General features: G+C 45.7%; 4 protein-coding genes. All 4 read right to left on the reverse strand.

The window, feature by feature from the left end:
• The 4 genes from EKM94_RS07855 to EKM94_RS07870 all read right to left on the reverse strand — a co-directional run bounded on the left by EKM94_RS07855 (window position 1) and on the right by EKM94_RS07870 (window position 6,015).
• Window positions 1–2,685, reverse strand: coding sequence for a DNA methyltransferase (locus EKM94_RS07855; RefSeq protein WP_125600049.1), 2,685 nt, complete (start codon window positions 2,683–2,685; stop codon window positions 1–3).
• A gap of 227 nt (window positions 2,686–2,912) precedes the next feature.
• The gene (locus tag EKM94_RS07860) at window positions 2,913–3,698 is read right to left on the reverse strand and encodes a hypothetical protein (protein WP_125600052.1); all 786 of its coding nucleotides are present in this window, start codon (window positions 3,696–3,698) and stop codon (window positions 2,913–2,915) included.
• 310 nt (window positions 3,699–4,008) lie between these two features.
• Window positions 4,009–5,562: a glutamine-hydrolyzing GMP synthase gene (gene guaA, locus EKM94_RS07865; RefSeq protein WP_125600056.1), complete on the reverse strand. Its 1,554-nt coding sequence runs from the start codon at window positions 5,560–5,562 to the stop codon at window positions 4,009–4,011.
• A gap of 126 nt (window positions 5,563–5,688) precedes the next feature.
• Window positions 5,689–6,015, reverse strand: coding sequence for a hypothetical protein (locus EKM94_RS07870; RefSeq protein WP_164511159.1), 327 nt, complete (start codon window positions 6,013–6,015; stop codon window positions 5,689–5,691).
• Window positions 6,016–6,442 lie beyond the last annotated feature (427 nt).

The raw sequence follows: 6,442 nt of genomic DNA on the forward strand, positions 1-6,442 counted from the left end.
TCACCGTTTCCTATCTGCGTACATTTTAAGTAATACTGTCAGACGTTCACCATCGTCGTTAAAATCATCCGACTTATATGCTCTATCAACTATTGCATCTAATTTCTTATGTGCACGAAGAAGACGCTCATTCATTGGCTTTGGATTTTTTTTTGCTAATGGAGAACCATACAAATCAGCTATGGTTCCACCTTCCTCTTCCCGAATATCAAGTATATTGTAAGTTAATGTTTCGATTTCATTTTTACGACGTGTTGATAACTCAGGAACAGGGAATGTGTTGTACACAAGATTTGCTGAATAGCGATAATCGTTTTTCAATTTTCCGCCCACATTTCTAAGCCAGACCATATGGATTCGCGACTGTAACAGCCCTAATAACCAGATTGGAGCATCATACACCAGCAACGCTAGGTTAGATATGATCGTATCATCTTCCGTGATACCCATCGGCGCATAAATTCTATTCTCTGAGGAGACACTAGGAACAATTAATGCAGGCTTTATTATTTCAGCATCAAGGTAACACTTTGAAATATGCTGAAAAGCATATGGAGTACTTGCAGCTTCGACAGTTCCAGCGTTTTTGCTTCTAGTTCGTGCATTTATTACCAAGTTCATACGTTCTCTAATAAACGGGACATCCTTAACCTGATTATATGTTTGTTTGTTAATCCACAGTACATACCGTTCGATACCATTGATATACTCTTTAGACCCTACAAATTTCTTGAACAATACATTAAAACCATTATTTTCACTCACAATTTTTTCGTACTCTTCTTTACTAAAGATTAACCCACCACCATCAGTTGGCTGGCTTCCCTTAACCATTTTTGGCAATTTGTTTTCCGGTGTGGAACTACTCTGAACAATCACATCCGGGCCGGCCTCTAAGTACGCATTGATATTGGTAACCTCTTGGGAATATCCAGATCTTAATATAAGCCTTTTTTTCAATATATTTTTAACATCTGAAGTCAATCCAACAATTACAACAATCACAGCTGCATTCTTCTTTGCATTGTTTTTCCATTCAAATGATTGATAGGCAAATTTAATAGTTAATTTATGAAGGAGGAACGACCAAAGTGGTGAAACTTGCTCACCCTGACAAATTGAATTCGTAGAAACAAATGAATATTCAACATTCCTATTCACTGCGTACTTTGCTGCCAACACAAACCAACACGCGATATAGTCCAAGTTCTTGTACTTTTCAATGTCTCGACTCAGCACAAACTTCATATCGGCTTTTTGCTCTGCGTTCTGCATTGTCGAACCTAGATAAGGTGGATTTCCAAAAATAAACACTTCATCTCCATCATAAAACCGTACTACGCTATTCCAATCCAGTCTCAATGCATTTGAATTTTCTATCGCCCCCGCATGTTGTAATGGTAGAGTTGGCCGCACCGCATCACTGATCTGCTCATGAAGCTTCACGTTCATCTGATGCTCAGCAATCCATAACGACAACCGCGTCACATCACACGCAAAGTCGTCAATTTCAATTCCGTAGAACTGGTCAAGCGTAACTGATGGAACGTACATCGTTGAAACACCAATATTGTTAAGCTCAATGAGAATATCAATTTCAAGCTGCCGCAATTCTTTGTACGTGATAATCAAAAAGTTCCCAGAACCACACGCTGGATCCATGAACTTGATTTTACCAATCCGGTCATACAACTGCTGCAACCTGTTTTCGTTACCCTTGGCAGCTTCAAAATCTTCACGTAATCCGTCCAAGAATAGCGGCTTGATAACCTTCATAATGTTTGGCACAGAAGTATAGTGCATTCCAAGATGACTACGACTATCTTCACTGGCAACCGCCTGAATCATCGAACCAAGGATATCAGGGTTAATCTGATCCCACTTGAGCAACTCCCCAGCTTCAATAATGAGCTTCCGAGACTTGGCACTAAAGTGTAAAGACTCATGCTGATCTTTGAACAAGTCGCCGTCAACATATGGGAAGTCGTTCAACCAACTAGGAGTATCGATTGGCCGCTGCGCCTTCTCAAAGTCCAACACGCCAAAGAGACTACCGATGAATTGGTCAAAATCGCTACCATCATCAGCAGTCATCTGCTTAACCCGATTGGTGAACAGATCATGTTCAAAAATATTGGTATCTTCAGCAAACAGGCAGAACAGAATGCGAATCAAGAAAAGGTTCAGACCTTTAGGCGTTGCATTAGGGTTATCATTCTTCACAACATCGTATAACTTTGCAAAACGTTCAGCTGCACGAACATCAGCAGGATTTTCCTTATCGAAGTCAGCCTTTTCAATGCCGTTCCATGCTAGAAAGAAGTCAAAATACTGTGGCAACTTCGCAAATTCGATATCGAGCGTCTCGTTAGTTTCTGTATCCTTGGCTAGCAAGTGCTGGTAGTCTGTAACCAGAAGATAACGCGGCTTGGAACCAAGTTCGTCGACCCGTTCTTGCAAGTCGGCATAGTCTTGCATTAAATCGCCAGCGCCCACTCTGAAGTACAACTTATTTTTGAGATAGACCGCACCCGCTTCTTTCGCTAGGTTGTTCATGCCTTTGCGTAGCTTGGTAACGGTCGCTCTGGGAATATCATAGACACTTAGAAAGTCATAGATAAACTCGGAGTGATCCGGTTTGCTCACGATTTCTTGAATTTGATCTTCGTACTCTGTGATTGCCATATTGCTCCCCCTACATGGTGTTCTTAGGCTAATTATCTAATAGAATATAGCAAGCTACAAGAAGGTATTAAATATTGTATAACGCTTTCTCAAATAATCACAAAAATTCCCGCCAGCTCAAACTAAGAGGCCACCTTGACGGGAATCTTCGCGGGAAGTTTGATATTTCAATTTAATATACAAACGGAATAGATTGCGATAATCGAGTTCATATTACTAAATCACACCTATTCGTTTGAAGAATTTTTGATATCTTCAAGGATAACGTTTTGCGCCTGCTTGATTTGGTCAGGAGTTGCCGTGAGTGTAGTTTCAAAAGTTTTAATCAACCGGTTACCCATCGGTCTAAAAGTAATCAAGGTCAGACCACCAGAGACAAAGCCACCGATAACAGGGAGTGACTTTGAAATCACAGCAGATGTTGATTTTTTGGTTACGGAAACGCCAATGTATCCGGCAATCTTTTTCAATAACGGATACCACGTTGTGCGAGTGACCGCGGTTGCCATGAACTTCTTGCTTAGTGTATTACTCAGTCCCTTAGAGATAAACATCAATGCGGAATTTGCTGAAGCCACACCCAACATCACACCGAGATAGATCATGACATCACGCTCGCCGTCTTCAGACAATGTTCCCTCTTCAGTGAAGAGATTTTCTTGACCGTAAATATAAGCAACCTTTTGGGCCATACGTAAGGCAAATCCATAATATTGTACGAGGTCAGCTGTACCGGTTCCAGCAGCGACGGCGATATTTGAGGGCAATCCCGCGGCAAATGAGATTGCCGAGGTCTTCTCGGTATCGTGCATGACGACGCGACGGGCAACCTTAGTCAGCTGTTCCAATGTATAGACGGCTTGCGGGCCATCTTTAAGAATCGACATCAATTCAACTTCTGTGGCACGCGGAAATAATTTGGTTAAGAAAGTGTGCCGATCAACGCGAACGACTGGTAGCGCTAGGGCCTTGGAAATTATGTCAGGAAGCATATGTTCAGTTTGGTCAGACATGGTGAACTCCTTAAGAAGAAAATGAGTGATTAGATACATGATTTCGCATTATTGGCAGCATAGTACGAAACCGAGTTGTTAGCAAGTACCGCTCCCGGACCACTTAGCTTATTGCCTCTAACAACGGTAATGAAGATAAGTACAGGCTGACGAACTAACCTAAAAAATCCCCGCCAGCTCAGCCCTCATTCGGCCCAAACTTGGCGGGGATTCTGGCGGGGAACGTAACAATTTCCCCGCCAATCGTATCCTTTGTATCTCCCGAAAATGCCGTTAAATCAACATTCCGGGTTCAATTTACATATACCTTTTATTCCCACTCAATCGTAGCTGGTGGCTTGCTCGTGATATCGTACACGACGCGGTTGACGTGGACGACTTCGTTGACGATGCGGACGGAGATTTTTTGGAGCACGTCCCAGGGGATCTTGGCGAAGTCGGCGGTCATGCCGTCGATCGAGGTGACGGCGCGGATGCCGATGGTGTAGTCGTAGGTGCGGCCGTCGCCCATGACACCGACGCTGCGGATGCCGGGGAGGACGGTGAAGTATTGCCAGACTTCGCGTTCTAGGCCGGCGTTTTTGATTTCTTCGCGGAGGATCAAGTCACTATCGCGGACGATGGCCAGTTTATCCTCGGTCACTTCGCCGATGACGCGGATGCCCAAGCCAGGTCCCGGGAATGGCTGGCGCCAAACTAGGTCGCTGGGCATGCCCAGCTTTTCGCCTAGGTCGCGCACTTCGTCTTTGAACAGCGTCCGCAGTGGCTCGATCAGCTGGAATTGCATGTCTTCCGGCAAGCCGCCGACGTTATGATGGGATTTGATGGTTTGGGCGGTGCTGGTGCCACTTTCGATCACATCAGTGTACAAGGTGCCTTGGGCGAGGAAATCGATGCCGTTGAGTTTGGTCGCTTCGTCGTCAAAAACTTCGATGAACTCTTTGCCAATGATTTTCCGCTTCTGTTCAGGATCACTAACGCCCTGCAACTTGCTGAGGAAGCGTTCGCGGGCATCGACTTTGATGATGTTCAAGCCGAACTTGCCTTCCAAACTGGCCATGACTTGGTCAGCCTCGCCTTTACGCAACAAGCCGTGATCTACGAAAATACTCGTCAACTGATCGCCGATCGCCTTGTGCAACAGCACGCCGACCACACTGGAATCAACGCCGCCGGAGAGTCCCAGCAGAACTTTTTTGTTGCCAACGGTGGCGCGGATCTGGGCAATTTGTTGGTCGATAAAGTCAGTCATCGACCAGTTCGCCGTCGCGCCGACCACGTCAAAAGTGAAGTGGCGCAAGATGTCATTGCCATATTCGGTATTACGGACTTCGGCATGGAATTGGATACCGTAAATTTTGCGCTGGTCGTCAGCAAAGGCCGAGATTGGGGCGTTCTTGCTGGTGGCAACCACGTGGCAACCGGCGGGAACGGCCTTGACCAAGTCGCCATGACTCATCCAAACCGTCTGTTCCTGAGGCAAGCCTTTGAAAAGCGCATTTTCCGGATCAGTCACTTCGATCTGTGCCTTGCCATATTCGCGATTATCCGCAGATTCGACCTTGCCGCCCAGCTTGTACGCCAAAAGCTGCATGCCGTAGCAAATTCCCAAAATCGGAATGCCCAATTCAAGAATTTCAGGATCAACGCTGAAGGCATTCTCGTCGTAAACGCTCATGGGCCCGCCGGAGAAAATAATCCCCTTAGGCGCGATTGCTTTCACTTCTGCGGCTGTGATCGTATTCGGCAGCAATTCCGAATAAACGCCGAATTCGCGGATCCGCCGTGTAATCAACTGGTTATACTGACTGCCATAATCTAAAACAATGATTTTGTCGACACTTTTCAAGTCGGCTGTCGCCATCTTTGTCACACTCCAATTTTTGAATTTAATGCTGGTTCTGCTTAACACAACAACTGGTTTTCTGAAAATATCTGTCCCCCGCTGATGGGGCCAGTCACTGTTCTTATCATAACGATTTTCCCGCGGTTAAGCAATCACTGCGGGGAAAATATCCGGCAATGTTTGGTAAAAATATCTTGGCCATAATGTTGGTTGGGATAGTCGTAAAAGTAGCGTGCCCGCGGCTTGCGCTGCGAAATTCGGGGTGAGCTCGCTGTGGGCGCTGTTTTGAGCCAATCCGCAAAGTACGCGGCTTGTCTCAAAATCAGGCCTTGTCCTAAGCGGCAGAGCCGCCAAGGACAATTTCACGGCGATCTCACCCCGAATTTCTCCGCTCCAGCCGCTCAACGTTATAACAGCCGTTTGAGCACTCACGCCAACTGGGCGAGCTATCGTCAATTGATGGGGAGTCACGCAATTGACGACCGTGGTTAGTGGTTACAAGCTTTAAATTGGTGACACCAGTGCAGTCTGTCAGATGAACAGACCAGATTCTTGATGAATCGGCCAAATCGGTCGGTTGCCAACCAGAATCCGTTCAAGTGCGATAATGATGTTCAGCTCACACAATGTGTCCCGATCTCCTAATCCAAATCCGTTGGCATTGCTGTACCACTCCAAAATTGGTAATTATTTTGACCTCTCGCTTGCAAAACCACTTCGTCAAATCCTTCGGTTCGATTGCAGATAGGCTCAATTCTGCCTAGCAACCGCCTCAGGACGTGTGGCTCAGCGGTGAGATTATTCTTAGCGATTTATCGCTTAGAATAAGGCTCGATTTGAAGACAATTCCCGCTTTTGGAATTGGCTTCAAACGATGCCCACCGCGTTCCAGCCACGA

Origin of the sequence: Lapidilactobacillus achengensis (assembly GCF_003946655.1) — a bacterium.
GTDB classification, from domain to species: domain Bacteria; phylum Bacillota; class Bacilli; order Lactobacillales; family Lactobacillaceae; genus Lapidilactobacillus; species Lapidilactobacillus achengensis.